Source organism: Rhizobacter sp. P2_H3 (assembly GCF_056403355.1).
This window is the reverse complement of record NZ_JBFUFQ010000090.1, coordinates 1-22,274: the sequence shown is the minus strand read 5'-3', so window position 1 is coordinate 22,274 and position 22,274 is coordinate 1. Positions and strand designations below refer to the sequence as shown.

Below are 22,274 nucleotides of genomic sequence, written 5' to 3'. Positions count from 1 at the left end.
CGGCACGGGTGCACCGACGACGCCGCTGGCGGCCTGGCTGCCCTGCCGCACCGGCGTCTTGCCCGACAGCGAGCCGTTCGGGTCCCAGTTCTTGTTTTTCTCGGTTTCGGCCGCGTCCTGCTCGGCGGTGCGCTGCGGCACCTTGTTGATGAAGGGCACCGGCACCTTCGCGATGTACAGCGCGACGCCCAGCGCGAGCGCCAGGCCGATCAGCAGGCCGATGATCAGGCCCATTACAAAACCGCCACGTTGGCTTTTCATGCGTTCTCCATCACATCCGGTCGGGGGCGGCCACGCCCAGCACCTGCAGCGCATTGCGCAGCACCTGGGCAGTGGCGGCCAGCAGCGCGAGGCGGGCGCGCGTCAGGTTGGCGTTGTCGGCCAGCAGGAAGCGCTCGGCCGCGTAATAGCTGTGGAAGGCGCTGGCGACGTCGCGCAGGTAGAAGGTGACGTCGTGCGGCGCCAGGTCGGCGGCCGCGTGGGTCAGCATGTCGGGGTACTCGGCCAGCTTCAGCAGCAGGGCCGCCTCGGTCGGCGCGGCCAGCAGCGACAGGTCGGCACCTTTCAGTGCCTCGAGGTCGCCGCCGTGCTCGGCCACCCAGTCGCGCAGCACCTTGCTGATGCGCGCATGGGCGTACTGCACGTAGAACACCGGGTTCTCGTCGTTCTGCTTCAGGGCCAGGTCGACGTCGAAGGTGAACTCGGTGTCGGCCTTGCGGCTGATCATGAAGAAGCGCACCGCGTCGCGGCTGGTCCAGTCGATCAGGTCGCGCAGCGTCACGTAGCCGCCGGCGCGCTTGGAGATCTTCACCTCCTCGCCGCCGCGCATCACGGTGACCATCTTGTTCAGCACGTAGTCGGGGTAGCCGGCGGGGATGTTCTCGCCCACGCCCTGCAGCCCGGCACGCACGCGCGCGATGGTGCCGTGGTGGTCGGTGCCCTGGATGTTGACCACCTTGGTGAAACCGCGCTCCCACTTGTTGATGTGGTACGCCACGTCGGGCACGAAGTAGGTGTAGGTGCCGTCGGACTTGCGCATCACGCGGTCCTTGTCGTCACCGTAGTCGGTGCTGCGCAGCCACAGTGCGCCGCCTTCCTCGAAGGTCTTGCCGGCCGCCTTCAGCTTGGAGACGGTCTGTTCCACGCGCCCGCTGCTGTACAGGCTGGATTCGAGGAAGTAGTTGTCGAAGCGCACGCCGAAGGCCTGCAGGTCCAGGTCTTGTTCGTGCCGCAGGTAGGCCACCGCGAACTGGCGGATGCTGTCGAGGTCGTCGGGGTCGCCCGACGCGGTGAACTCGCGGTCGTCCGACCTGACGGTCTTCTTCGCGAGGAAATCGGCCGCGATGTCGGCGATGTACTCACCGTTGTAGGCCGGCTCGGGCCAACCCGCGTCGCCGGGCTTCAGGCCCTTGATGCGAGCCTGCGTGGTGCTCGCCAGCGTCGCGATCTGCACGCCGGCGTCGTTGTAATAGAACTCGCGCGTGACCTGCCAGCCCTGCGTGGCGAGCAGGCTGCAGATCGCGTCGCCCAGCGCGGCCTGGCGGCCGTGCCCGACGTGCAGCGGGCCGGTCGGGTTGGCCGAGACGAACTCCACCATCACGCGCCGGTCGACCGGCGGCTGGTTGCCGAAGGCCGGGCCGGCCGCCAGGATCTCGCCGATCACCGACTGCTTGGCAGCGGCCTTGAGCCGCAGGTTGATGAAGCCGGGGCCGGCGATCTCGAGCGCCTCGACGTGGCGCTGCACCGCGGGCTGCCGGTTCAGTGCGTCGACCAGGGCCTGGGCCAGTTCGCGGGGGTTCTTCTTCAGCGGCTTGGCCAGCTGCATCGCGAGCGTCACCGCGAAGTCGCCGTGCGAGGCCTGCTTGGGCAATTCGAAGGCGATCGGCACGCTGCTGCCGGGGTGGACATCGGCAACCGCCGCGGCCAGCGCCTGCAGCAGTTCCTGTTTGGCTTGGATCATGGCGGCGATTCTAAGTGGGCCTCGCCGGTGTCCTCGGGGAAACCCGGCGGGGGGCGACCCATCCCGCAAGTTCGGATTTACACCCACTTTGGTGTTCAATTTGGCACACTGAGGTGTGGCGGCGGTGCCAAGATGCCACTCTCGGTCCTCGGGCCCTTCGGCATTACCGTGCCGACAACGCATCACCCATGAGTCTTCCGCTCGCCACGTCCGAACCCGCCACCGTCTCCGGCTTGCCGTTGCCGGCCCAGGTCGGCAAATACCCGGTGCTGCGCCGGCTCGGCGAGGGCGCCACCAGCGAGGTGTTCCTCGCGCGTGACGAGTTCCACCAGCGCGACGTCGCGATCAAGCGGGTGCGCCTGGGTGCGGTCAACGATCCGACCGACGGCCGTTTCTTCGAGCGCTTCTTCGCGGCCGAGGCCGCCCTGGTCGGCCGGCTGCAGCACCCGAACGTGGTGCAGATCTTCGACGCGGTGGCCGACCCGAACGAGTCCTACCTGGTGATGGAGTACGTGTCGGGCCACACGCTGCGCCAGTATTGCCGGGCCGACCAGCTGCTGCCGCTGGAGCTGATCGTCGAAATCGGCTTCAAGTGCGCGATGGCGCTCGGCTACGTGTTCCGCCAGGGCCTGGTGCACCGCGACGTGAAGCCGGCCAACATCCTGGCGGTGATCACCAACGGCAGCATCACCGACGTGAAGGTGACCGACTTCGGCAGCGTGCTGAACATGTCGGCCGAGACAACGCAGGTCTACCGCGTCGGCTCGCTGGCCTACATGGCGCCGGAGCAGCTCGACGGCGCCTCGCTCGACAGCCGGGCCGACATGTATTCGCTCGGCGCGGTGCTGTACCACCTGATCGCCGGGCGCCCGCCCTTCGACGCGCCGTCGCAGTCGGCGATGATGAACCAGGTCTACAACGCGATGCCGATGCCGCCGAGCCAGCTGCGCTCGGGCGTCGGCGAGGGCGTCGATGCCGTGATCCTGCGGGCGCTGGCCAAGCGTGCCGACGACCGCTATGCGAGCTGGGACGAGTTCGCGCAGGCGCTGTCCGGGCTGATCGTCAACCACCAGGTGCCGCGCGGCCAGTTGCAGGGCGTGCTCGATTCGGAGCGCTTCAACCTGCTGCGCACGCTCGACTTCTTCTCCAACTTCGGCGATGTCGAGCTGTGGGAGGTGGTGCACCGCGCCAAGTGGCAGCGCTACACCTTCGGCCATGCGCTGTACCGGCGCGGCGAGGAAACGCGCAACTTCCACATCATTGCGCAGGGCGAGGTCGAGGTCTTCCGCGAAGGCACGAAGGTCGCGCAGCTCGGCGCCGGCACCTCGGTGGGCGAGATGGTCTACCTCGCGCCGAGCGCCGAGCTGCGCCGCCACAGCACCGACGTGATCGTCACCGAATCGGCCACCACGATCACCTTCACGCCCGACACGCTGGCCCAGGTCAGCCCGGGCTGCCGCCACCTGTTCGACGAGGCGTTCATCCGCGTGCTGGTGCGCCGGCTGCATGCGGCGCACGAGGCGCTCGCCCACCCGCGGCGCATCATGTGACACCGGTATCGGTGACATAAAGCGACATAGAGAGATTCATGTTGACTCAAGCTCACGCTTGATCACATTCGGGCTCGGTGCTTCAATCCGGGCCGGCGACACACCGTTCGCCGCACCCCGGAGGAATCCCATGAAGAAACTGAGCACCCTGGTGGCCCTGGGCCTGATCGCGCTGTCCAACGTGGCGTTCGCGGCCGATGCGGCAACCTGCGAGTCGAAGGCGACCGACAAGAAGCTGGCCGGCGCGGCCAAGAACAGCTTCATGAAGAAATGCGAGCGCGAGGCCAAGGCCAGCGGCGCGGGCGCTGCGTGCGAAACGCAGGCCGCCGACAAGAAGCTGAAGGGCGCGGCGAAGAACAGCTTCGTCAAGAAGTGCACGAAGGACGCGTCGGCCCCGGCCGCCGCCGCCTCGGCGGCGAAGTGAGTCAGGCCGGGCCTGCGGTGTCCTGCCAATAGCGGGCATCGCCGTAGGTCCGCTTCAGGAAATCGATCCACAGCCGCACCCGCAGCGGCAGGTGCTTGCGCTGCGGGAACACGGCGTAGATGCCGTTCGGCGGCGCGGCGTAGGCGTCGAGCATGCTGACCAGCGCGCCGCTCGCGACCTCGCCCTCGACCTCCCAGGTCGAGCGCCACGCAATGCCGAGCCCGGCCAGGCACCAGTCGTGCAGGACCTGGCCGTCGCTGCAATCGAGCCGGCCGTTCAGCCGCAGGTGCTGCACTTGGCCGTCGATCGTGAAGGCCCAGCCGCGCGTCTGGCTCGCATCGCTGCTCAGCGTCAGGCATTCATGGTGCGACAGCTCCTGCGGCGTGCGCGGCGTGCCGGCGCGCTTCAGGTAGTCCGGCGTCGCGACGCACAGCCGGCGGTTGTCGGCCAGCCGCACGCTGACCAGGCTGCTGTCGGGCAGCTCGCCGACCCGCACCGCGCAATCGACGCCCTCGTTGACGATGTCGACCAGCCGGTCGCTCAGGTTCAGCGAGACGCTGACCTCGGGATGCAGCGCGAGGAAGCGCGGCACCAGCGGCGCGACGTGGCGGCGGCCGAAGCCGGCCGGTGCCGTCAGGCGCAGGTAGCCGGCCGCCTTGATGCCGCCGGCGCTGACGCTCGATTCGGCATTCGCCAGGTCGGCCAGCAGCCGCTGGCAGTCTTCGAGGAAGGCGCTGCCCTCGTGCGTCAGCGTGATGCGGCGCGTCGTGCGCACCAGCAGCTTGACGCCCAGCCGCTCTTCCAGCGCATCGATGCGCCGGCCGATGACCGCCGGCGCGACGCCCTCGGCATGGGCGGCGGCCGTCAAACTGCCCTTGGCAGCGACCGATACGAACGATTCGATCTGCTTTAGCCGGTCCATGGGCGGCGATTATGCGCGCCGAAGTCATCAATCTGGTTTGATGCCAGCGTCGCGGACGACCTTGCCCCAGCGCGTGTGCTCTGCCTTCAGGAACTGCGCGAACTGCTCCGGCGTGCCGCCCATCGGCGCGCTGCCGTCGGCCAGCAGCGCCGCCAGCGTGTCGGCCCGGCCGAGCGCGCGGTTGACCGCTGCATTGAGCTTGCGCACCACGTCGCGCGGCGTCGCGGCGGGCGCGACCAGGCCCTTCCAGTCGGTCGCCTCGAAGCCGGCCCAGCCCGATTCGGCGATGGTCGGCACCTCGGGCATCACCGGCAGCCGGCGCGCCGACGTGACGGCCAGCGCCCGCAGCTTGCCGCCGCGCACCAGCGCGGTGACGGCCTGCGGCGTGCCGAACATGAAGTCGGTCTGGCCGCCGATCAGGTCGGTCAGCGCCGGGCCGGCGCCCTTGTACGGCACGTTGGTGAAGCTGACGCCGGCGAGCCGGCCGAACATCTCGCCCGCAAGGTGGCCGACCGTGCCGTTCGAAGCCAGCGCCTGCAGCAGCACGCCGGGCTTGGCCTTCGCGGCCGAGACCACCGACGCCAGCGACGTGTGCGGCGATTCGGTGCGCACCACCAGCACCACCGGCAGCGAGGCCACCAGCGCGACCGGCGCGAAATCCTTCAGCGGATCGAACGGCATCTTCGCGAGCAGCGCCGGGTTCACCGCGAGGTTGGCGGTCTGGCCCATGCCGAGCGTGTAGCCGTCGGCCGCGGCCTTCGCGACGGCGTCGAGGCCGATGTTGCCGCCGGCCCCGGCCCGGTTGTCGACGACGAAGTTCCAGCCGGTGTCGGCGCTGATCTTGCCGGTGATCAGGCGCGACACCACGTCGGTCGCGCCGGCCGGCGGGAACGGCACGACCAGGCGGATCGGCTGGCCGGGGAAGGTGGCCTGGGCCGGCGCGGGCCAGGCGGCCAGGGCTGGCAGGCCGGCGAGAAGGGTGCGGCGCAGCGGGTTCATCGGGGCGTGTCTCCGGGGGGTTGTTCGGGGTGAGAGGGTGCGATCACGCCGTCGGTGCGCAGCGCGAGGATCTGCGCGGCGTCGAGCCCGAGCGACTGCAGCAGCGCCTCGGTGTGCTCGCCGATCGCCGGCGGGTCGCTGCGCAGCGGTGGGCGCTGTCCGTCGAGCGTGATCGGCAACAGCGGCGTGCGGGTGCTGCGGCCATCGGGCAGCCTGACCGGCGCGAGGCCGCCGGTGGCCTGCAGGTGCGGGTCGTCGAACAGGTCGTGCGGCCGCGTGATCGGCGCCCACGGCAGGCCGCGGGCCTCGAAGCGCGCACCGATCTCGGCCGCGCGGTGGGCCGCCATGCGCTCGCGCAGCAGCGGCATCATCCAGTCGCGCGCGGTGACGCGCAGGTTGTTGGTCGCGAGGCGCGGGTCGTCCTTCAGGTCGGCGAAGCCGAACGCCTCGCACAGGCCCGCCCACTGGCCGTCGGACACCACCGCGAGGAAGATCTGCTCGCCGCCGGCCACCTCGAAGATGTCGTAGACGCCCCAGGCCGGGATGCGGCTGGGCATCGGCGCGGCCGGCCGGCCGGTGACCGCGAACTGCATCATGTGCTGCGCGACCAGCAGCACGTTGTTCTCGAACAGCGCGCTCTGCACTTCCTGGCCGCGGCCTGTCGTCGCGCGCTGCGCGAGCGCCGCCAGCGCGCCGATCGCGCCGAACAGGCCGCCCATGATGTCGTTGACGCTGCTGCCGGCGCGCAGCGGCTGGCCGGGCGGCCCGGTCATGTAGGCGAGGCCGCCCATCATCTGCACCACCTCGTCGAGCGCGGTGCGGTGCTCGTAGGGGCCGGGCAGGAAGCCCTTGTGCGAGACGTAGACCAGGCGGGGGTTCAGTGCCGCGAGGCTGGCGTGGCCGAGCCCGAGCGCCGCCATGCCGCCGGGCTTGAAGTTCTCGCAGAACACGTCGGCCGTCGCGACCAGCTTCAGCACCAGCTCGAGCCCGCGCGGCTGCCGCACGTCGATCGCGAGGCTCTTCTTGTTGCGGTTGAACATCGGGAAGAAGCCGGCGCCCGAGCCCTGCAGGCGCCGCGTGGCGTCGCCCGCGAGCGGTTCCACCTTGATGACCTCGGCCCCCAGGTCGGCCAGCACCATGCCGCAGCTCGGCCCCATCACCATGTGGGTGAACTCGATGACGCGGATGCCGGTCAGCGGCAAGTTGTTGCTGTTGCTCATGCGGCGACGAAGCCGAGCGGCAGCCCGGCCTGCGGCGTGTGGCCGTACAGCGGCTCGCCGGCGAGCGACTGCTGCAGCACCTCGCGCGAGCGCATCAGCCGGGGCAGGTCGACGCCGGTGCGCACGCCCATCGCCTCGAACATGAACACGAGGTCTTCGGTGACGACGTTGCCCGACGCGCCGGGTGCGTACGGGCAGCCACCCAGGCCGGCGAGCGAACTGTCGAAGACGCGCACGCCGGCCTCGAAGGCGGCCAGGCAGTTGGCGAGGCCGAGGCCGCGCGTGTTGTGCAGGTGGGCGGCCCCGGCGTGCTCGCCGATCTCGGCGCGCAGCCGCGTGAACAGCCGCTTCACCTGGGCCGGGTTGCCCATGCCGGTGGTGTCCGACAGGCCCGATTCGTCGGCGCCCGCGGCGATGGCCTGCGCGGCCAGGCGGATCACCGCGTCTTCGGACACCCGGCCTTCGATCGTGCAGCCGAACGCGGTCGAGATGCCGGCCTCGATGCGCACGCCGGGTGCCGTCTCGTCGCGCAACTCGGCGATCGAGCGCAGCGCCTCGATCATCTCCAGCGGCGTCTTGCGCACGTTCGCCAGCGAATGCGAGCTGCTCGCCGACACCGGCAGCGTCAGCTTGTGCACGCCGGCCGCGAGGGCGGCTTCGGCGCCGCGCAGGTTCGGCACCAGTGCCATCACGGTGAGGCCCGGCAGCGTCAGCGCGTGCGCGACGACCTCGGCCACGTCGGCCATCTGCGGCAGCAGGCGCGCCGGCACGAACGAGCCGACCTCGATCTCGCGCAGGCCGGCGGCATGCAGCGCATCGATCCAGCGCAGCTTGTCAGCGGTCGGCATCACGCGCTCGATGCTCTGCAGGCCATCGCGCGGGCCGACTTCGCTGATCAACACGGCGGGCAACACCGCGGGCGGGGGCAGGGGGCTTGCGCTCATGATGATGATTTCATAAGATAGAACGATATTCTTTCCTTTGAATTCAAGTATCGATGTCGTCCGGACGCAAGTCAATGGCGACAACGAGGAGCCCATGCCTCGCAAAGCTGCCCAGGCCTCGGTCGCCGACGAACATGCCGCACCCGGCGGTGCTGCCGCGGTCGACCGCGCGCTCAGCCTGCTGATGGCGTTCGACAGCGCGCAGCCGATGCTGTCGCTGGCCGAGCTGTCGCAGCGCACGCGGCTGCACAAGAGCACCGCGCTGCGGCTGCTCGCGTCGCTGGAGCACGCCGGGCTGGTGCAGCGGCTGGCCGACGGGCGCTATGCCGCCGGCGCGGCGTCGATCCGGCTGCAGGCGGCGCATGCCGCGGCGTTCTCGCTCGAGGCCGTCGTGATGCCGGTGCTGCGGCAACTGGCCGGCCTCACCCGCGAGAGCGCGGCCTTCCACGTGCGGCAGAACGACATGCGGCTGTGCCTGTACCGCGTCGATTCGCCGCAGCCGATCCGCGACCACATCCGTGCCGGCGACGTGCTGCCGCTGAAGCGCGGTGCGGGCGGGCGCGTCATCAGCGCCCACGCGCCGTCGGCATCGGGCGCGTTGCCGGGCGACGCGATCAGCAAGCGCATTCGCCGCGACGGCGTGATCGGCCTGGCCGACGACCGCAGCGAGGGCGTGGCCGGCATCTCGTCACCGGTGTTCGATGCCACCGGCGCGCTGGCCGGTGCGCTGACGCTGACGATGCCGACCCAGCGCTACACCGAGGCCCACGTGGCGCCGGTGCGCGCAGCGGCCGTCGCGCTGACGAAGCAGCTCGGCGGGCGATTCCCGGATTGATTGGTAGCGCCAAAGTCACGAATCATCGAATTCTCAGGCTCTTAATCTTCACCCAAGTCTCCAATAGAGTGCGGAGATTCGATTCCGAGGAGATTCCCCATGAGCAACCTTCCCCTGCCGCGCGGCATGCAGATCAACGCGCCCATCCTGCCGGGCTTCGAGACGGTGCTGACGCTGCCGGCGCTGGAGCTGGTCGCCAAGCTGCACCGGGCCTCCGAGCCGCGCCGGCAGCAGCTGCTGGCCGCGCGGGTCGAGCGCACGCAGCGGCTGGATGCCGGCGAGCGCCCCGATTTCCTGCCCGAGACGGCGCACATCCGCGCCGGCGACTGGAAGGTCGCGCCGATCCCGAAGGCGCTGCACTGCCGGCGCGTCGAGATCACCGGCCCGGTCGACGCGAAGATGGTGATCAACGCGTTCAACTCCGGCGCCGACAGCTACATGACGGACTTCGAGGACAGCAACTCGCCATCGTGGTCGAACCAGATCCAGGGGCAGATCAACCTGTCGCAGGCGATCCGCCGCACGCTGACGCTCGAATCCAAGGGCAAGACCTACCGGCTCAACGACCAGATCGCGACGCTGCAGGTGCGCCCGCGCGGCTGGCACCTCGACGAGAAGCACGTCACGGTGGATGGCCAGCGCGTGCACGGCGGCATCTTCGACTTCGCGCTGTTCATGTTCCACAACGCGAAGGAACAGCTGGCGCGCGGTGCCGGCCCGTACTTCTACCTGCCGAAGATGGAGAGCCACCTCGAGGCGCGCCTGTGGAACGACGTGTTCGTGATGACGCAGGCCGAGCTCGGGCTGCCGCAGGGCACGATCAAGGCGACGGTGCTGATCGAGACCATCCTCGCGGCCTTCGAGATGGACGAGATCCTGTACGAGCTGCGCGAGCACAGCGCCGGGCTGAATGCCGGCCGCTGGGACTACATCTTCAGCTGCATCAAGAAGTTCAAGGTCGACCGCAACTTCTGCCTGGCCGACCGCGCGAAGGTCACGATGACCGCGCCGTTCATGCGCGCCTACGCGCTGCTGCTGCTGCAGACTTGCCACAAGCGCGGCGCGCCTGCGATGGGCGGCATGAGCGCGCTGATTCCGATCAAGAACGACCCCGAGAAGAACGCGATCGCGATGGCCGGGATCATCGCCGACAAGAAGCGCGACGCGACCGACGGCTACGACGGCGGCTGGGTCGCGCACCCGGGGCTGGTGGAGCCGGCGATGAAGGAGTTCATGGCGGTGCTCGGCGACCGGCCGAACCAGTTCGACAAGCAGCGGCCCGACGTGAAGGTCAGTGCCGCTGACCTGCTGGACTTCCAGCCCGAGGCGCCGATCACCGAGCACGGGCTGCGCATGAACATCAACGTCGGCATCCACTACCTGGGTGCCTGGCTGGCCGGCAACGGCTGCGTGCCGATCCACAACCTGATGGAGGATGCGGCCACCGCCGAGATCAGCCGCTCGCAGGTGTGGCAGTGGATCCGCTCGCCGAAGGGCACGCTCGACGACGGCCGCAAGGTCACGGCCGAGCTGGTGCGCGCGCTGGTGCCGGAAGAGCTCGCGAAGATCAAGGCCGGCGGCTTCGAAGGCAAGTTCGACCGGGCGGCGGAGATCTTCACGCAGATGAGCACGCAGGAGGAGTTCGCCGAATTCCTGACGCTGCCGTTGTACGAGGAAATCTGATCACCCACCCCCGAGGCGCTGCGCGCCACCCCCTCAAGGGGGCAACCCGAGCGGACCGGCAGAGCCGGATCCGCCGGGTTCGCTGGATCGTGCGGATGCACGCGCCAGGGTCTGCGTGTTGGACGCACTGCAGGCCGCTGCTGCATGATCGAGCGATGGATTGTGCCGACACCTTGGCCGTGCTGCGGCTGCACAAGACGGAGCTGCAAGATCGCTTCGGCGTGACGCGGCTCGTGTTGTTCGGCTCGCTCGCCCGCCAGCAGTCGAACGCCGAGAGCGATGTCGATCTGCTGGTCAGATTCGATGGGCCGGCCACTTCGACCCGCTACTTCGGATTGCAGTTCTATCTGGAGGACCTGCTCGGTCGTCCCGTCGACCTGGTCAGCGACAAAGCGTTGAGATCTGAGTTGCGGCCGTTCGTCGAACGGGACGCCATCCTCGTCTGAGGTCGCCCTCCGGGAAAGTCCCTCCCCCCTCTCCGTGCCAACCCTCTTCTAAAAGACGAACGTTCGTTCGAGACTCCGCGTCGGCCGCATGTTTTGCAGGCAGTTCGCAGGATGTTCGGTCCCGCGTGCGCACCCGACTGGCATCGATGCCGGCGGGCGCACGACATACCCAGAACCTTCAGGAGACATCTCGATGAACTTGCCGATCTGCCGCGTGCCGCGGCTGCCCTTCCCATGGCGTTCCCGGTTTCGGTCCGCGTCGCTGCCGCGCGCGCTCGGCGCCATCGCGCTGGCCGCCGGCCTCGCGTTCGGTGCCGCGCCCGAGGCGCGCGCCGCCGACACCTACACGAAGACGCAGTACCCGATCGTGATGGTGCACGGCCTGCTCGGCTTCGATGCGATCGGGCCGGTCGACTACTTCTACGGCATCCCGTCGGCGCTGCGCGCCGGCGGTGCCACCGTCTACACGCCCAGCGTGTCGGCCGCCAACTCCAGCGAGGCGCGCGGCGAGCAGCTGCTGCGCGAACTGCGCGCGCTGAAGGCGGCCTACGGCCATCAGAAGTTCAACCTGATCGGCCACAGCCACGGCGGCCCGACCATCCGCTACGTCGCCGCCGTCGCCCCCGAGCTGATCGCCTCCGTCACCACGGTCGGCGCGCCGCACACCGGCAGCAAGACGGCCGATGCGATCCAGGGCATCACCTCGTGGACCGGCACCACCGGCGCCGCCGCCGCGATCGCGAATGCGCTGGCCGCGACGATCTCGTTCCTCTCCGGCTCGCCGAGCCTGCCGCAGGACTCGCTGGGTGCGCTGCAGTCGCTGAACACCGCCGGCGCCGCCGATTTCAACCGCCGCTTCCCGCAGGCCGCGCCCACCACGCCCTGCGGCCAGGGCGCGGCGGTCGTCAACGGCGTGCGCTACTGGTCGGTCGGCGGCACCAGCGTGCTGACCAACGTGTTCGACGTGAGCGACGGCCTGCTCGCCGCCACCAGCGTGTTCTTCGGCTTCGAGCAGAACGACGGGCTGGTCGGCCAGTGCTCCAGCCACTGGGGCATCGTGCTGAAGGACAACTACGCCTGGAACCACCTCGACGAGGTGAACCAGGCGTTCGGCATCCGCGGGCTGTTCGCGCAGGACCCGGTGGCCTTCTACCGCAGCCAGGCGAACCGCCTGAGGGCGGCCGGGCTGTGAGCCCGCCGGGCCGCCCCAAGGGCGAACGCCGCAGTGCGAAGCACGAAGGCTTTCTGCTTCACGACCGGCCGGCCTCGCTGTTCGCACTCTCGGTGGCCGGCGTCTGCCTGGTGATCGGCGTCGTCGCCTGGCGGCTCGCGCCGTCGTCGACGCACGCCGCCCGCCCGGCCGAACCCCGCTTCACCGAATGGCGCGACAACCCGTTCGCCGCCGGCGTGCCGACCGATGCCGCCGCCTACAACGAGGCCGCCGCGCGGGCCGCGGAAGCCGCGGCAGCGCACGTCGCCCGGCTGTGGGTCGACGGCTCGCTGCGCGGCACAGACCTCGATGGCGACTGGGGCACCTGGGCCGGCGACCGGCTGCAGCCCGGCCTGTCGCTGCGCCGCCGCTTCGACTACCTGCTGACCGGCACCGGCGAGGTCGAGCCGGCCGAGCTGCGCCACTGGATCGAGCAGCAGCTGACGCTCGAGCGCGGCATCGACGCCGCGCGCCAGGTGCTCGACGTCTGGGACCGCTACCTCGCGCTGCAGCAGCGTCGCTTCGAGACCGCCTGGAAGCCGGACGATCCGGCCAGCTGGGCCGGCGTGATGGCCGAGCGCTCGAAAGTGCGCCGCGACCTGCTCGGCGCGCCGTGGGCGCAGGCCTTCTATGCCGACGAGGAGCGCGACTTCGCGGCCCTGGCGGCCCGGCGCAGCGCAGCGCCCGCCGCGCCGGCGGCACCGTCGCCTTCGCTGCTGACGCCGGATGCCGCCACGCAGACGCCCGAGCTGCACGCCGCCCGCAGCGCGCAGTTCGGCGCGGAGGGCGCCGAGCGCCTGCGCGCCGAGGATGCAGCCTGGGCGCACTGGGAGCAGCGGATCGCCGACGCCCGCGCCGCGCTGCAGGCGATCGCGCAGCGCCCGGAGCTGTCGGCGCCGCAGCGCGAGCAGGCGCTGCAGGACGAGCTGGCCCGGCGTTTCAGCGGTACGGAACTGCAACGCGCCCACGCCATCCTGCGTTCCGTCGCACCGTGAGCCCGGGACGAGCGGGGCGCCTGTAGAGTACGGCAGCGCCGATCGGGCGCCCCCTCGACCACCGCGGTCCATCCGGCCGCCAGGAGCTTCACTTGCATCTTCTGCCTCATCGCCCCCGACGGGCTGCCTTGTGTGCTGCCCTCGCCACCGCGCTGCTCGCCGGCGCCGTCCACGCCCAGACCGAGGCGCCCCGTTCCGGCATCGACCGCAGCGGCATGGACAACGCCGTCCGCCCGCAGGACGACCTGTTCCGCCACATGAACGGCGCCTGGCTGCGCGACACGCCGATGCCGGCCGACAAGGCCTACATCGGCGCCTTCGAGCAGATCCAGGAAGGCACGCTCGCGAAGCTGCGCGGCCTGATCGAAGACGCGGCGAAGAACGGCGGCGATGCCGACGCGAAGAAGATCGGCGACCTGTACGCGAGCTTCATGGACGAAGCGGCGCTCGAGAAGCTCGGCGTCAAGCCGCTGGCCGGCGAACTCGCCGCGATCGACGCGGTGCGCACCCGCAAGCAGCTCAGCGTGCTGATGGCGCGCCACGGCCGGCTCGGCGTCGCCTCGGCGGTGAACGCCGAGATCGACCAGGACGCGAAGGAATCGACCCGCTACGTCACCTACCTGAGCCAGGGCGGCCTGGGCCTGCCCGACCGCGACTACTACCTGAAGGAAGACGACGCCCGCTTCAAGGAGGCGCGCGCCAAGTACGTCGAGCTGATCACCAGGCTGCTCACGCTGGCCGGCGAGTCCCACGCCGAGGCCAGCGCCCGCGCGGTGCTCGCGCTCGAGACCGAGCTGGCCCGCGTGCAGTGGACGCGCGTCGAGAACCGCGATGCCGTCAAGAGCTACAACCCGGTGCAGCAGAAAGACCTGCCGAAGCTCGCGCCGGCCCTCGACTGGAAGGCCTGGCTCGCCGATGCCGGCATCGCCGGCAAGACGCCCGACGTGATCGTGCGCCAGCCGAGCTACTTCAAGGGCATGAGCGCGCTGCTGCAGTCGCAGCCGCTGGCCACCTGGAAGGCCTATGCGAAGACGCGGCTGCTGATCTCGTTCGCGCCGTACCTCAGCAAGGAGTTCGTCGACGCCCAGTTCGCGTTCACCGGCACGGTGCTGAGCGGTACCACCGAGAACCGCCCGCGCTGGAAGCGCGGCGTCGGCGTCGTCGAGCGTTCGATCGGCGAGAGCCTGGGCAAGGTCTACGTCGCGAAGTACTTCCCGCCCGAGTCGAAGGACAGGATGGAGAAGCTGGTCGGCAACCTGCTGGCCGCCTACAAGCAGAGCATCGACACGCTCGACTGGATGGGCCCGGACACCAAGAAGCAGGCGCAGGCCAAGCTCGCGACCTTCGTGCCGAAGATCGGCTACCCGAAGAAGTGGAAGGACTACAGCCGGCTGCAGATCCGCCGTGACGACCTGGTCGGCAACGTCATGCGCGCGCGCCTGCTGGCCGATGCACGCGAAGTGGCCAAGCTCGGCAAGCCGGTCGACCGCGACGAATGGTTCATGACGCCGCAGACCGTCAACGCGTACTACAACCCGACGATGAACGAGATCGTGTTCCCGGCGTCGATCCTGCAGCCGCCGTTCTTCGACCCGACCGCCGACGACGCGGCCAACTACGGCGGCATCGGCGCAGTGATCGGCCACGAGATCAGCCACGGCTTCGACGACGAAGGCAGCCGCTTCGACGGGCTGGGCAACCTGCGCGAATGGTGGACCGCCGAAGACCGCAAGCGTTTCGAAGCCAAGACCAGCATCCTGGTCGAGCAGTACGGCGCGTTCGAGCCGGTGCCGGGCTACAAGGTCAACGGCGAGCTGACGCTGGGCGAGAACATCGCCGACAACTCGGGACTGGAGATCGCCTACAAGGCCTACCACCTGTCGCTGAACGGCCAGCCGCCGCTCGCGATCGACGGGCTGAGCGGCGACGAGCGCTTCTTCCTCGGCTTCGCGCAGGTGTGGCGCGGCAAGACGCGCGACCAGGCGCTGGTGCAGCAGCTCAAGTCGGACCCGCATTCGCCGGAGGAGATCCGCGCCAACGGCACGGTGCGCAACCACCCGGGCTACTACTCGACCTTCGGCGTGAAGGCGGGCGACAAGATGTACCTGCCGCCGGAGAAGCGCGTCTCGATCTGGTGATCGCGCGACCGGTGCGAAACTGGGGGGCATGAGCACGCCGGGCCGCCCCAAGGGCGAATACCGCAGTGCGTAGCACGAAGGTACTTCCATTGACCACGCCCTCGCAGTCGCCGGCCTCCCTCGTCCAACTGCGCGAGAGGTTCGGCGAGCGCTACCGCTGGATGGTGCTGCTGACGGTCATGATCGGCACGATGGCGTCGATCATGGCCTCGACCATCATCAACGTCGCGGTGCCCGACATCAGCCATCGCTTCGGGCTCGGCCAGGAGCGCGCGCAGTGGCTGTCGGCCGGCTTCATGGCGGCGATGACGGTCTCGATGCTGGTCACGCCGTGGGTGCTCGACCGCTTCGGCTACCGCAGCAGCTACTTCGGCGCGGTGCTGCTGCTGATGCTGGGCGGCATCGGCGGCGGGCTCGGGACGAGCTTCGAATGGGTGCTCGCGATGCGGGTGCTTGAAGGCCTGTCGGCCGGCGTGCTGCAACCCATCCCCGCGATCATCGTGCTGCATGCGTTCCAGCGCCATGAGCAGGGCAAGGCAATGGGCATCTTCGGCTTCGGCGTCGTGCTCGCACCGGCGATCGGGCCGAGCATCGGCGGCGTGCTGGTCGAGGCCTTCGGCTGGCGCTCGATCTTCTTCGTGGTGGTGCCGTTCTGCCTGGTCGCGCTCGCGATGGCCGCGCGCTACCTGCCGCACAGCTCGCCGGGTGGTGCGCACGTCAACCAGCACGACCGCAAGCTCGACGTGGGGGGCCTCGCGCTGCTGACGGTGGCGGTGCTCGCGCTGCTGAACGGGCTCGTGCACCTGCATGACGCGACACACCTGACGGCGGTCGTGCTGCTGGCGGTCGCCATGGGCGCGGGTGTCGTGTTCGTCGCGCGCCAGCGGCGCAGCGACAACCCGATCATGCGGCTCGGGCTGTTCAACTTCCGCTCGTTCTCGATGGGCGGCTGGGTCGCCTTCATCTACGGCATGGCGCTGTTCGGCTCCACCTACCTGGTGCCGGTCTTCATGCAGATCGCGCTGAAGCTGCCGCCGTCGCAGGCCGGCGCGGTGCTGCTGCCGGCGGGCATCGTGCTCGCGATCACCATCCCGCTGGCCGGCCGGCTGGCCGACCGGCTGCCGGTGAGCCGCGTCGTGGCGGCCGGCGTGCTGCTGCTGGCGGCGTCGTTCTGGCTGATGCTGACGGTGGGCTTCGCCACCGCGCTGTGGCTGATCACGCTGTGGGCGGTGGTCGGGCGCATCGGGCTCGGGCTGGTGCTGCCGTCGCTGAACCTCGGCGCGATGCGCGGGCTGCCGAGCGAGCTGATCTCGCACGGCTCGAGCACGATCAACTTCCTGCGCCAGCTCGGCGGGGCGGTGGGCATCAGCATCGTCGGGATCGTGCTGCAGTGGCGGCTCGGCGTGCATGCCGAGGCGCCGCTGCGGGCCTTCCACGAGACCTTCGGGTTGCTGGGGGCGATCAGCGCACTGGCGGTGATCGCGGCGTGGCGGATGGCGCCCGCGAAGGACTGATCCGGCCTTCGGGTTTCCCTCGGGCAGACAGTGGGCGCGCCGAGCGCGATCCTGGGTTTCTTGCACAGGAACCCCAGGAGACAACCCGTGAGCACACGCTTCAAGATCAACGGCAAGTCGGTCGACGTGAAGGCCGAGCCCGACACCCCGCTGCTGTGGGTGATCCGCGACGAGATCGGCCTGACCGGCACCAAGTACGGCTGCGGCATGGCGCTGTGCGGTGCCTGCACCGTGCACCTGGACGGCCAGCCGGTGCGCTCGTGCCAGACGCCGGTGTCGGCCGTCGCCGGCAAGTCGGTCGCGACGGTGGAGAGCCTGTCGCGCAACAACACCCACCCGTTGCAGGTGGCGTGGATCAAGCACGACGTGCCGCAGTGCGGCTACTGCCAGTCCGGCCAGCTGATGAGCGCGGCCGCGCTGCTGAAGCAGAACAAGAACCCGAGCGATGCCGAGATCGACGCCGCGATGAGCGGCAACATCTGCCGCTGCGGCACCTACCCACGCATCCGCGCCGCGATCAAGAGCGCGGCCGCGGACCTGCAGCACAAGGCCTGAGGAGACCGCCATGACCAAGATGACAAGTCTCACACGGCGCGGTTTCCTGCAGAGCTCGGCGCTGACCAGCGGCGGCCTGATGCTGGGCGTCGCGCTGCCCGGTGCCGTCTCCGACGCCAACGCGGCCGGCATGCTGTACACGCCGAACGCCTGGGTGCACATCGCCGACGACAACACCATCACGCTGCTGTCGGCCCGCTCCGAGATGGGGCAGGGCGTCTACACCTCGATGCCGATGCTGATCGCCGAGGAGCTGAACGTCGACATCCGCGCGATCAAGGTGTCGATCGCGCCGCCGAACCAGAAGCTCTACGGCAACGCGCTGCTCGGCGGCCCGCAGCTCACCGGCGGCTCGAGCTCGGTGCGCGACGGCTGGGAGAAGCTGCGCATCGCCGGCGCCCAGGTGCGCATGATGCTGATCAGCGCCGCTGCTCAAAAATGGAACATCCCGGAATCGCAGCTGCGCGCCGAGAACGGCCGGGTGATCGGCCCGAAGGGCAGGAAGGCCACCTATGGCCAGCTGGCCGCCGCGGCCTCGAAGCTGCCGGTGCCCGACAAGGTGGTGCTGAAGGACCCGAAGGATTTCAAGATCGTCGGCAAGCCGACGCGCCGGCTGGACACGCCGTCCAAGGTGAACGGCACCGCCGAATTCGGCATCGACGTGAAGCTGCCCGGCATGGTCTACGCGTCGCTCGAGCAGTGCCCGGTGATCGGCGGCACGGTGAAGAGCTTCGACGCGGCCAAGGCGAAGACGATGCCCGGCGTGATCGACGTGGTGCAGATCCCCGATGGTGTCGCGATCGTGGCGGACACCTGGTGGCATGCGAAGACGGCGCGCGAGGGCCTGACCGTCGTCTGGGACGAAGGCCCCGGCGCGGCGCTGACCCACACCTCGATGCTGGAGAGCACGCGCGGCGGGCTCACGTCCGGCAAGGTGCTGCCGCTGAAGGCGGTGGGGGATGCGGATGCCGAGATCGCGAAGGCAAGCAAGGTGATCCGCGCCGAGTACACGATGCCGCTGCTGTCGCATTCGCCGCTCGAGCCGATGAACTTCACCGCGCACGTGCATGACAACCGGGTCGACCTGATCGGCCCGACGCAGTGGCAGGACGCCGCGGCCGCCACCGTGGCCAAGGTGGTCGGCGTGCCGCCGGAGAACGTGAGCCTGCGCACCACCTTCCTTGGCGGCGGGTTCGGGCGGCGCATCGACATCGACTTCATCATCCAGGCCGCGCAGATCTCGAAGGCGGTCAACAAGCCGGTGAAGCTGCTGTGGACGCGCGAAGACGACATGACGCACGATTTCTACCGGCCGCAATCGGTGCACCGGCTGGCCGCGGCGATCGGGCCCGACGGCAAGCCGACCGCGATGACCTTCCGGATGAGTTCGCAATCGATCACCGGCCGCGTGTTCGGCCTGCCGGCCGATGTGCAGGACCCGCTGATGACCGAGGCGGCGGTCGCCGGCTACGCGGTGCCGGCCTCGCGGCACGACATCGTCAAGCATGACGCGGGGCTGCGCGTCGGCTACTGGCGCTCGGTCAGCCATGCGCTGAATGCGTTCGCGAACGAAACCTTCATCGACGAGCTGGCGGTCGCGGCGGGGCAGGACCCGCTCGCCTACCGGCTGTCGCTGCTGGGCGGCCAGCCGCGCTTCGCCAACGTGCTGAAGATCGCGGCCGACCGCGGCGGCTGGGGCCGCGCGGCGCCGGCCGGGCGCTTCCGCGGCATCGCGCTGATGGAGGGCTACGACACCTACATGGCCCAGGTGGCGGAGATCTCGGTCGCCAACGGCGAGGTGCAGGTGCACAAGGTGACGGTGGCGGCCGATCTCGGGCGCATGGTCAACCCCGACACGGTGGAGGCGCAGATCCAGTCGAGCATCGTGTTCGGGCTGACGGCGGCGCTGTTCGGCGAGATCACGCTCGAGAAGGGCCGGGTGCAGCAGACCAACTTCCACCAGTACCGGCTGCTGCGGCTGAACGAATCGCCGGTGATCGACATCACGCTGGTGCCGAGCACCGAGAAGCCGGGCGGGATCGGCGAGCCGGCAACGGCGCTGATCGGGCCGGCGGTGGGCAACGCGGTGTTCGCGGCCACGGGCAAGCGGCTGCGCAAGATGCCGTTCACGCCGGAGAACATCCAGAGCGCCTGACCGCGTCGGAGGCGGGCAGGGCGCGGGTATCCTTGCGGGCTTCCCCGAGCCCGCAAGCTGACCGATGCCGCTGCCGACCCAGAACACGCCCCTGACCGACCTGCCTGAACGTTGCGAGGTGCTTGTCGTCGGGGCCGGCCCGGCCGGCAGTGCGGCGGCGCAATGGCTGGCACGCGCCGGCGTCGACACCGTGCTGGTCGACCAGCACCGCTTTCCGCGCGACAAGGTCTGCGGCGACGGGCTGATCCCCGATGCGCATGCGGCGCTCGCGCGGCTGGGTGTGCTCGACGAGGTGATGGCGCAGGCCCAGCCGGCGCGGCACGTCGGCTGCATCGGCCCGCGCGGCGGACGGGTCGACGTGCCCGGCACGCTGGCGGTGCTGCCGCGCCGCGAGCTCGACCAGATCCTGTGCCGCGCCGCGGTGCGGGCCGGCGCGAAGATGTTCGCCCCGGCCCACTTCGAGGCCTTGCGGCACGATGCGGCCGGCCGCGTGAGCGGGGCGACGCTGAGCCATGGCGAGGCGAAGCGCGAGATCCACGCCCGCTGGGTGCTGCTGGCCACCGGCGCGGTGCCGCAGGCGCTGATCGCCGCCGGCGTGTGCGAGCGCCAGACGCCCAGCGGCATCGCGATGCGCACCTACATCCGCAACCCGGCGATGGCAGACCGGCTGCGTGCGCTCGACGTGGTGTGGGACCGCCGGCTGCGCCCCGGCTACGGCTGGATCTTTCCATGCCGCGACGGCGTGTTCAACGTCGGCGTGGGCGTGGCGAACAGCCACCGCAGCGGCGCCGACGGCCGCCACAACAAGCTCGACGTGAACCTGCGGCAGATGTTCGCGAGCTTCTGTGAGTTCTACGAGCCGGCCCGCGCGCTGCTGGCCGGCGGCGAGCTGCAGGGCCCGCTGAAGGGAGCGCCGCTGCGCTGCACGCTGCAGGGCGCGGCGTTCTCGCGCCCGGGCCTGCTGGTGACCGGCGAGGCGGCCGGCAGCACCTACTCGTTCACCGGCGAGGGCATCGGCAAGGCGATGGAGACCGGCCTGCTGGCGGCCGAGGCCGTGCTGGCCGGCCGGCACGCCGACGACGACGCGGTGCGCAGCCGCTACGAAGCGGCGTTGCGTGCGCTGCAGCCGCGCTTCGCGCTGTATGAGCGGGCGAACGGCATCAACGCCCACCCGTGGCTGGCCGACCTGGTGATCTGGCGCGCGCAGCGCAGTGCGCGGCTGCGCGAGCGGATGAGCGGCGTGCTGAACGAGACCAGCAATCCGGGTACCCTGCTGAGCCTGAAGGGCGTCAAGCGCCTGTTCCTGGAATAGAGGGTGGAGCGATGTGCCAGCTGCTGGGCATGAATGCCAACACGCCGACCGACCTGATGTTCAGCTTCACCGGGTTCTCGACCCGTGCCGAGGAACACAAGGACGGTTTCGGCATCGCGTTCTTCGAAGGCGCAGGCACACGGCTGTTCGTCGATGCGCAGAGCGCGCGGCTGTCGCCGGTGGCCGAGATGATCCGGCACTACCCGATCCGCAGCCACAACGTCATCGCGCACATCCGCAAGGCGACCCAGGGCGTGGTCGCGCTGGAGAACACGCACCCGTTCGTGCGCGAGCTGTGGGGCCGCTACTGGGTGTTCGCGCACAACGGCGACCTGAAGGACTACCAGCCGCGGCTGCACGCGGCGTTCCGCCCGGTGGGCAGCACCGACAGCGAGCGCGCGTTCTGCTGGCTGATGCAGGAGCTCTCGAAGGCGCATGCGGACCTGCCGCCGGTCGGCGAGCTGACGGCCACGCTGGCCGAGCTGGTGCCGCGCGTCGCGGCGCACGGCAGCTTCAATTTCATGCTGAGCAATGGCCAGGCGCTGTGGGCGCACTGCTCGACGAAGCTGAGCTGGCTGGTGCGCGAGCACCCGTTCCGCAAGGCGCGGTTGCAGGACGAGGACATGAGCGTCGACTTCGCCGAGCTGACGACGACGGCGGATCGGGTGGCGGTGGTCGTCACCGAGCCGCTGACGGCGGACGAGGCGTGGCGGGCGTTCGCGCCGGGGGAGCTGAAGGTGTTCGTGAATGGCGGGGTGGTGGAGCGCTGAGCGCCCAGGCGGGCCCGCAACCGTTCAAGCGGACTCGCAGGCCGATTGCGGGTAGTTCCAGCGCCCGCCGTTGTCCAGGCAGGAATCGATCTGGAGCGTGCGCCACAGCCAATGGCTCCCTGCAATCAATGCAGCCACCAGAGCAAGACGCCAAGCGACGGATTCTCTGCTCACGAAGCTGTTGCAACTGGCTTGGGAACGGTCAGTCCGAAAAGTATTCCGCCATACAGCCACCCCAGCGAGAGGCTCGGAAAGAAATACAGATTCGGCACAAAGTTTCGCTCGAAGAATGAGGCGCCGCGCAGCGCCAACTCGCAGACCGCGATGGCCAGCACCATCGCGACATAGCCGGTGACGGCTCCGGTTGCCCAACACTTCCATCCGCGCAGTGCGGTGTCTCGGCGCCGCGCAGTTTTCCTCGCAGCGAACAGCGCTCCGAAGAAGACGAGAAGGATCAGCACGACGTTCTGCTGGCTGGCAATCAAGCTGATCCAGAAGCACTGAGCTGTCGTCAGCAGCGCGAGCGACAGCCACTGCGTGCGCGCTACGGCCTGACGCTTGGCAGAGAGACATGCCATGAGTGGCTCCTGGGGTCGATTGGAAAGGCCCCAACAGCCCGGGCACGTCGCGCGATGCTAAGAA

The 22,274-nt window shown here is 69.7% G+C and carries 19 protein-coding genes and 1 pseudogene; 13 read left to right on the top strand and 7 right to left on the bottom strand.

The window, feature by feature from the left end; translation table 11 throughout:
- Together AC1D1T_RS17385 and argS are read right to left on the bottom strand one after the other, a co-directional pair.
- Nucleotides 1-261, bottom strand: a pseudogene (locus tag AC1D1T_RS17385) (SPOR domain-containing protein); the annotation flags it as partial.
- Nucleotides 262-271: 10 nt separating this feature from the next.
- Complete coding sequence (gene argS / locus AC1D1T_RS17380) at nucleotides 272-1,960, bottom strand: arginine--tRNA ligase (RefSeq protein ID WP_477842516.1); 1,689 nt, start codon at nucleotides 1,958-1,960, stop codon at nucleotides 272-274.
- A gap of 188 nt (nucleotides 1,961-2,148) precedes the next feature.
- Here argS and AC1D1T_RS17375 point away from each other — a divergent pair, with 188 nt between their 5' ends.
- Together AC1D1T_RS17375 and AC1D1T_RS17370 are read left to right on the top strand one after the other, a co-directional pair.
- Nucleotides 2,149-3,510: a serine/threonine-protein kinase gene (locus tag AC1D1T_RS17375; protein ID WP_465111330.1), complete on the top strand. Its 1,362-nt coding sequence runs from the start codon at nucleotides 2,149-2,151 to the stop codon at nucleotides 3,508-3,510.
- A 130-nt stretch (nucleotides 3,511-3,640) separates the two neighbouring features.
- Entirely contained in the window at nucleotides 3,641-3,934 is a 294-nt protein-coding gene (locus tag AC1D1T_RS17370) for a hypothetical protein (protein ID WP_047501349.1), read from the top strand.
- Nucleotide 3,935: 1 nt separating this feature from the next.
- On the opposite strand, the gene AC1D1T_RS17365 is transcribed toward AC1D1T_RS17370, so the two are convergent.
- Genes AC1D1T_RS17365 through AC1D1T_RS17350 form a run of 4 tightly spaced genes read right to left on the bottom strand, consistent with a single transcriptional unit; the run spans nucleotide 3,936 to nucleotide 8,019 of the window.
- Nucleotides 3,936-4,856: a LysR family transcriptional regulator gene (locus tag AC1D1T_RS17365; protein WP_477825546.1), complete on the bottom strand. Its 921-nt coding sequence runs from the start codon at nucleotides 4,854-4,856 to the stop codon at nucleotides 3,936-3,938.
- Nucleotides 4,857-4,883: 27 nt separating this feature from the next.
- Nucleotides 4,884-5,855 (bottom strand): Bug family tripartite tricarboxylate transporter substrate binding protein, encoded by a 972-nt coding sequence (locus tag AC1D1T_RS17360; RefSeq protein ID WP_465111332.1) that lies wholly within the window; start codon nucleotides 5,853-5,855, stop codon nucleotides 4,884-4,886.
- The gene (locus AC1D1T_RS17355; protein ID WP_477825985.1) at nucleotides 5,852-7,075 is read right to left on the bottom strand and encodes a CaiB/BaiF CoA transferase family protein; all 1,224 of its coding nucleotides are present in this window, start codon (nucleotides 7,073-7,075) and stop codon (nucleotides 5,852-5,854) included. The genes AC1D1T_RS17360 and AC1D1T_RS17355 overlap by 4 nt, the downstream gene beginning before the upstream one ends.
- Complete coding sequence (locus AC1D1T_RS17350; protein WP_477842957.1) at nucleotides 7,072-8,019, bottom strand: hydroxymethylglutaryl-CoA lyase; 948 nt, start codon at nucleotides 8,017-8,019, stop codon at nucleotides 7,072-7,074. The genes AC1D1T_RS17355 and AC1D1T_RS17350 overlap by 4 nt, the downstream gene beginning before the upstream one ends.
- Before the next feature lie 94 nt (nucleotides 8,020-8,113).
- Between AC1D1T_RS17350 and AC1D1T_RS17345 the strand changes: the two genes are divergently transcribed.
- The 11 genes from AC1D1T_RS17345 to AC1D1T_RS17295 all read left to right on the top strand — a co-directional run bounded on the left by AC1D1T_RS17345 (nucleotide 8,114) and on the right by AC1D1T_RS17295 (nucleotide 21,632).
- Complete coding sequence (locus tag AC1D1T_RS17345; protein ID WP_465111334.1) at nucleotides 8,114-8,854, top strand: IclR family transcriptional regulator; 741 nt, start codon at nucleotides 8,114-8,116, stop codon at nucleotides 8,852-8,854.
- 99 nt (nucleotides 8,855-8,953) lie between these two features.
- Complete coding sequence (gene aceB / locus AC1D1T_RS17340; protein WP_477842955.1) at nucleotides 8,954-10,537, top strand: malate synthase A; 1,584 nt, start codon at nucleotides 8,954-8,956, stop codon at nucleotides 10,535-10,537.
- A gap of 155 nt (nucleotides 10,538-10,692) precedes the next feature.
- The gene (locus AC1D1T_RS17335) at nucleotides 10,693-10,983 is read left to right on the top strand and encodes a nucleotidyltransferase family protein (protein ID WP_465111336.1); all 291 of its coding nucleotides are present in this window, start codon (nucleotides 10,693-10,695) and stop codon (nucleotides 10,981-10,983) included.
- A gap of 193 nt (nucleotides 10,984-11,176) precedes the next feature.
- Nucleotides 11,177-12,175, top strand: coding sequence for an esterase/lipase family protein (locus AC1D1T_RS17330; RefSeq protein ID WP_477825982.1), 999 nt, complete (start codon nucleotides 11,177-11,179; stop codon nucleotides 12,173-12,175).
- The gene (locus tag AC1D1T_RS17325; protein ID WP_477825981.1) at nucleotides 12,172-13,188 is read left to right on the top strand and encodes a lipase secretion chaperone; all 1,017 of its coding nucleotides are present in this window, start codon (nucleotides 12,172-12,174) and stop codon (nucleotides 13,186-13,188) included. Before AC1D1T_RS17330 ends, AC1D1T_RS17325 begins: the two co-directional genes overlap by 4 nt.
- 128 nt (nucleotides 13,189-13,316) lie before the next feature.
- The gene (locus AC1D1T_RS17320; protein ID WP_477840090.1) at nucleotides 13,317-15,326 is read left to right on the top strand and encodes a M13 family metallopeptidase; all 2,010 of its coding nucleotides are present in this window, start codon (nucleotides 13,317-13,319) and stop codon (nucleotides 15,324-15,326) included.
- Between the two features lie 161 nt (nucleotides 15,327-15,487).
- A complete protein-coding gene (locus tag AC1D1T_RS17315) occupies nucleotides 15,488-16,840 on the top strand; it encodes a DHA2 family efflux MFS transporter permease subunit (RefSeq protein ID WP_477840094.1) in 1,353 nt (450 codons plus the stop codon).
- An 87-nt stretch (nucleotides 16,841-16,927) separates the two neighbouring features.
- Complete coding sequence (locus AC1D1T_RS17310) at nucleotides 16,928-17,395, top strand: (2Fe-2S)-binding protein (protein WP_047501364.1); 468 nt, start codon at nucleotides 16,928-16,930, stop codon at nucleotides 17,393-17,395.
- Between the two features lie 10 nt (nucleotides 17,396-17,405).
- The gene (locus AC1D1T_RS17305; RefSeq protein WP_477840092.1) at nucleotides 17,406-19,550 is read left to right on the top strand and encodes a xanthine dehydrogenase family protein molybdopterin-binding subunit; all 2,145 of its coding nucleotides are present in this window, start codon (nucleotides 17,406-17,408) and stop codon (nucleotides 19,548-19,550) included.
- Nucleotides 19,551-19,614: 64 nt separating this feature from the next.
- Complete coding sequence (locus tag AC1D1T_RS17300; protein ID WP_047501368.1) at nucleotides 19,615-20,862, top strand: NAD(P)/FAD-dependent oxidoreductase; 1,248 nt, start codon at nucleotides 19,615-19,617, stop codon at nucleotides 20,860-20,862.
- A gap of 11 nt (nucleotides 20,863-20,873) precedes the next feature.
- Nucleotides 20,874-21,632 carry a class II glutamine amidotransferase gene (locus AC1D1T_RS17295; protein WP_465111342.1) on the top strand — a complete coding sequence of 253 codons (759 nt, stop codon included), beginning with the start codon at nucleotides 20,874-20,876 and terminating at the stop codon, nucleotides 21,630-21,632.
- A 170-nt stretch (nucleotides 21,633-21,802) separates the two neighbouring features.
- Here the strand turns inward: AC1D1T_RS17295 and AC1D1T_RS17290 are convergent, their stop codons facing one another.
- Nucleotides 21,803-22,210 carry a hypothetical protein gene (locus tag AC1D1T_RS17290; protein WP_465111343.1) on the bottom strand — a complete coding sequence of 136 codons (408 nt, stop codon included), beginning with the start codon at nucleotides 22,208-22,210 and terminating at the stop codon, nucleotides 21,803-21,805.
- Between the last annotated feature and the right edge of the window lie 64 nt (nucleotides 22,211-22,274).

Bases quoted from the DNA above. Each gene is read 5' to 3' on its own strand.
- argS (WP_477842516.1), bottom strand. From the start codon at position 1,960: ATGATCCAAGCCAAACAGGAACTGCTGCAGGCGCTGGCCGCGGCGGTT.
- AC1D1T_RS17375 (WP_465111330.1), top strand. From the start codon at position 2,149: ATGAGTCTTCCGCTCGCCACGTCCGAACCCGCCACCGTCTCCGGCTTG.
- AC1D1T_RS17370 (WP_047501349.1), top strand. From the start codon at position 3,641: ATGAAGAAACTGAGCACCCTGGTGGCCCTGGGCCTGATCGCGCTGTCC.
- AC1D1T_RS17365 (WP_477825546.1), bottom strand. From the start codon at position 4,856: ATGGACCGGCTAAAGCAGATCGAATCGTTCGTATCGGTCGCTGCCAAG.
- AC1D1T_RS17360 (WP_465111332.1), bottom strand. From the start codon at position 5,855: ATGAACCCGCTGCGCCGCACCCTTCTCGCCGGCCTGCCAGCCCTGGCC.
- AC1D1T_RS17355 (WP_477825985.1), bottom strand. From the start codon at position 7,075: ATGAGCAACAGCAACAACTTGCCGCTGACCGGCATCCGCGTCATCGAG.
- AC1D1T_RS17350 (WP_477842957.1), bottom strand. From the start codon at position 8,019: ATGAGCGCAAGCCCCCTGCCCCCGCCCGCGGTGTTGCCCGCCGTGTTG.
- AC1D1T_RS17345 (WP_465111334.1), top strand. From the start codon at position 8,114: ATGCCTCGCAAAGCTGCCCAGGCCTCGGTCGCCGACGAACATGCCGCA.
- aceB (WP_477842955.1), top strand. From the start codon at position 8,954: ATGAGCAACCTTCCCCTGCCGCGCGGCATGCAGATCAACGCGCCCATC.
- AC1D1T_RS17335 (WP_465111336.1), top strand. From the start codon at position 10,693: ATGGATTGTGCCGACACCTTGGCCGTGCTGCGGCTGCACAAGACGGAG.
- AC1D1T_RS17330 (WP_477825982.1), top strand. From the start codon at position 11,177: ATGAACTTGCCGATCTGCCGCGTGCCGCGGCTGCCCTTCCCATGGCGT.
- AC1D1T_RS17315 (WP_477840094.1), top strand. From the start codon at position 15,488: ATGGTGCTGCTGACGGTCATGATCGGCACGATGGCGTCGATCATGGCC.
- AC1D1T_RS17305 (WP_477840092.1), top strand. From the start codon at position 17,406: ATGACCAAGATGACAAGTCTCACACGGCGCGGTTTCCTGCAGAGCTCG.
- AC1D1T_RS17300 (WP_047501368.1), top strand. From the start codon at position 19,615: ATGCCGCTGCCGACCCAGAACACGCCCCTGACCGACCTGCCTGAACGT.
- AC1D1T_RS17295 (WP_465111342.1), top strand. From the start codon at position 20,874: ATGTGCCAGCTGCTGGGCATGAATGCCAACACGCCGACCGACCTGATG.
- AC1D1T_RS17290 (WP_465111343.1), bottom strand. From the start codon at position 22,210: ATGGCATGTCTCTCTGCCAAGCGTCAGGCCGTAGCGCGCACGCAGTGG.